The 3,331-nt window shown below is 61.2% G+C and carries 4 protein-coding genes; all 4 read right to left on the bottom strand.

Annotated elements, in window-relative coordinates; all coding sequences use genetic code 11:
* Positions 1–42 precede the first annotated feature (42 nt).
* A complete protein-coding gene (yihA, locus tag VL202_RS01825; RefSeq protein ID WP_056338029.1) occupies positions 43–696 on the bottom strand; it encodes a ribosome biogenesis GTP-binding protein YihA/YsxC in 654 nt (217 codons plus the stop codon).
* A gap of 170 nt (positions 697–866) precedes the next feature.
* Positions 867–2,651 (bottom strand): membrane protein insertase YidC, encoded by a 1,785-nt coding sequence (yidC, locus tag VL202_RS01820; protein ID WP_325462484.1) that lies wholly within the window; start codon positions 2,649–2,651, stop codon positions 867–869.
* Positions 2,651–3,037, bottom strand: a complete 387-nt coding sequence (rnpA, locus tag VL202_RS01815; RefSeq protein WP_325462483.1) for a ribonuclease P protein component — start codon at positions 3,035–3,037, stop codon at positions 2,651–2,653. The genes yidC and rnpA overlap by 1 nt, the downstream gene beginning before the upstream one ends.
* A 134-nt stretch (positions 3,038–3,171) precedes the next feature.
* Positions 3,172–3,309, bottom strand: a complete 138-nt coding sequence (rpmH, locus tag VL202_RS01810) for a 50S ribosomal protein L34 (protein ID WP_037104763.1) — start codon at positions 3,307–3,309, stop codon at positions 3,172–3,174.
* Between the last annotated feature and the right edge of the window lie 22 nt (positions 3,310–3,331).

The following is a 3,331-nucleotide window of genomic DNA, read 5'->3' as shown; positions in this document are numbered from 1 at the left end:
CCGGCCGCGGCCGCCTGACCGTCATGTTGCCGGTCGCCGGCATCAGGTGGTGATGGCCACCCTGATGGCGGCGCGCAGCTCTTCCATGCCGATACCCTTTTCCGAAGAGGTGGCAAGCACCTCCGGGAAGGCGGCCGGCCTCTTCCTGATTTTTTCCAGCGTCTCGGAGATCAGCCTTGGAACGGCCGGTTCCTTGATCTTGTCGGTCTTGGTCAGCACGACCTGGTAGGAGACGGCCGCCTTGTCGAGCAGGTCCAGCACGTCGTCATCGTTCTTCTTGATGCCGTGGCGGCTGTCGATCAGCACATAGACGCGCTTCAGCGTCGAGCGGCCGCGCAGATAATCGAAGACCAGCCTGGTCCAGGCATCGACATGCTCCTTCGGCGCCTGGGCATAGCCATAGCCGGGCATGTCCACAAGCGCCATGGGCGGCAGGTCGCCGTCGGCGCCCGAATAGCCGTCCGGAACGAAATAATTGAGTTCCTGGGTGCGGCCCGGCGTATTGGAGGTTCGCGCAAGACCCTTGTGGCCGACCAGCGCATTGATCAGCGAGGATTTTCCGACATTGGAGCGGCCGGCAAAGGCGATTTCCAGCGGGCCTTCCGGCGGCAGGAACTTCATCGCCGGCACGCCACGAATGAAGATCCACGGCCGTCCGAACACGGGCTTGTCGTCCTGGGGCTTCACGTCTGTCATGTCGGTTCCGTCCTTGAGGCTATCGACTGGACTTCAGGCTTTTGAGCAGTGATGTCAAGGAACTTGCAGCGGATTGCCACCTGGTCGGCTGGCAAGCGAGCTGGGAGAAGGGAAAAAGAAAAGGCCCCGGACGATCGTCCGGGGCCTTGGCATGCGGTGGGAAGTCCGGCCTATTCGGCCGGTTTGGGTTTCCTCGAGAACAATCCCTTCAGATTGCTGAACAGCTCGACCTTGACGCCATGGCGCTTCATGATCACCGCCTGCTGGGTGATGGACAGCGTATTGTTCCAGGCCCAGTAGATGACGAGGCCGGCCGGGAAGCTCGCCAGCATGAAGGTGAAGACGACCGGCATCCAGGTGAACAACATGGCCTGGGTCGGATCCGGCGGCGTCGGGTTCATGCGCATCTGCAGGAACATGGTGATGCCCATGATCAGCGGCCAGATGCCGATCATCAGCGCATGCGGAACGTCATAGGGCAGGAGGCCGAAGAGGTTGAACAGCGAGGTCGGGTCCGGCGCGGACAGGTCCTGGATCCAGCCGAAGAACGGTGCGTGGCGCATTTCGATGGTGACATAGATCACCTTGTAGAGCGCGAAGAACACCGGGATCTGCAGGAGGATCGGCCAGCAGCCGGCGATCGGATTGATCTTTTCTTCCTTGTAGAGAGCCATCATGCCCTGCTGCAGCGCCATGCGGTCGTCGCCATGCTTCTTCTTCAGTTCCTCCATCTTCGGCTGAACCTTCTTCATGTTCGCCATGGAGGCATATTGCTTGCTGGCGAGCGGGAAGAAGAGGGCCTTGACGACAATGGTGGTGAGAAGGATCGCCACACCGAAATTGCCGAAATAACGGAAGAAGAAATCCATCAGTTTGAACATCGGCTTGGTGATGAAGTAGAACCAGCCCCAGTCGATCAAAAGGTCGAACTGCGGGATCGAGTAGGTCATCTCGTAGCCGTCGACCAGCGGCACCTGCTTGGCGCCGGCAAAGACGAGGGTCTTGAGTTCAACAGCCTCGCCGGCGGCGATCGTCACGGCGTCCTGCTTGTAGTCCGCCTGGTAGCGCGGGCGTCCGTCGGGGAAATGGGCGAATTTGGACTCGTACGGCGTCGCCTGCGGCGGAACGATCGCAGCCGCCCAATATTTGTCGGTGATGCCGAGCCAGCCGGAGGTTGCCTTGCCGGGCTGGATCGGAGCTTCGTCCTCGACCTTGCCATAGGCGACCTCGTTGAGGCCATGCTCGCCGATGACCCCGATGAAGCCTTCATGAAGCACGTAGACGCTTGGCGTGGTCGGCTTGTTGAAGCGGGTAACGCGGCCATAGGAGGAGAGCGAAACCGGAGCGCCGCTTTGATTGTCGATGGTATCGACGACCTGGAACATGAAATGTTCATCGATGGAGATCTTGCGTTCGAACACCACGCCCTTCTCGTTGGTGAAGGTCAGCACCACCGGCGTCTCGGTCGTCAGCTTGTCGCCGCTCTTCACCGTCCAGACCGTCGTCGGGCCGGGAACCGAGCCGGTTGCCTCGCTGCCGATATAGCCGATTTCGGTAAAGTAGCCTTCCGGCGTATCGGCCGGGCTGAACAGCGTGATCAGCGGGCTCTGGTCGTCGACGGTCTCGTGATATTCCTTGAGCTTCAGGTCGTCGAAGCGGGCGCCGGTCAGGTTGATCGAGCCGCTGAGTGCCGGCGTGTCGATGGTGACGCGGGCCGACTTGGAGATGGCCTGGTCACGGGTTTCGACAGCGCCGGGAACCGCGGCCTGAGCCGGCTGGGCCTGGCCCGAAACGGCGGGCGTGCCGGCCGGCTGGCTCTGCTGGGTGAGCTGATGCTGGGCTTCCGCCGCAATCCGTTCTCTCTCTATCTTCGGGTTGACGTAGAGAAACTGCCAGGCAATCAGAATGAGCACCGACAGCCCGATCGCCACGAAGTAATTGCGGTTTTTTTCCATCATTCTTTCCTGGAGCCGGCCGGGGGCCGTGAATTTTTTTGCTTGCTTTCAATCCGCTCGCAGAGGGTCTTGCCGATCCGCTCGAAAGGGGCGTTCAAAAGGTCGCGCCTGGCGACGATCACATAGTCATGTCCGGGCTTCATTGCAAATGACGCCGAAAGCCTGACGGCCTCCCTGAGGCGTCGGCGCATCCGGTTGCGCTCGACCGCATTGCCATGTTTCTTGGTGACGGTGAAGCCGACGCGCGGAAGGGCATCCGGTTCGCCGCGATCGAGAACCTCGAGCAGGAACAGCGGTCCCCTGCGTTGCTCGCCGTTGCGAACGGCAAGAAACTGCGGCCGGCTTTTCAGCCGCCCGGCAGTTGTGTTTTGATCAGATGAGGTCATTCGCCAGCCTTCCCTCAGAAAGAAGGGGCATCAAGCGTCCCTTCGGACGCGATGGCGACGCCCCGGCGCCGCGAACCGCGCCTGCATGCTTCAGAAAACCGAATGCAGGCGAGCGCGGCACGCGCTTGACGGCCTCAGGCCGACAGACGCTTGCGGCCACGTGCCCGGCGGGCAACGATAACCTTGCGGCCACCCTTGGTGGCGATACGTGCACGGAAGCCGTGACGGCGCTTGCGAACAAGCTTGGACGGTTGATAGGTACGCTTCGTCATTTATTTTAATACCGCGGTGTGC

It is taken from the genome of Pararhizobium sp., assembly GCF_035497515.1.
In the GTDB taxonomy this organism is placed as follows: Bacteria; Pseudomonadota; Alphaproteobacteria; order Rhizobiales; family Rhizobiaceae; genus Pararhizobium.
Note: the sequence above shows the minus strand (reverse complement) of the source record. Positions and strands in the feature narration are given on the sequence as shown.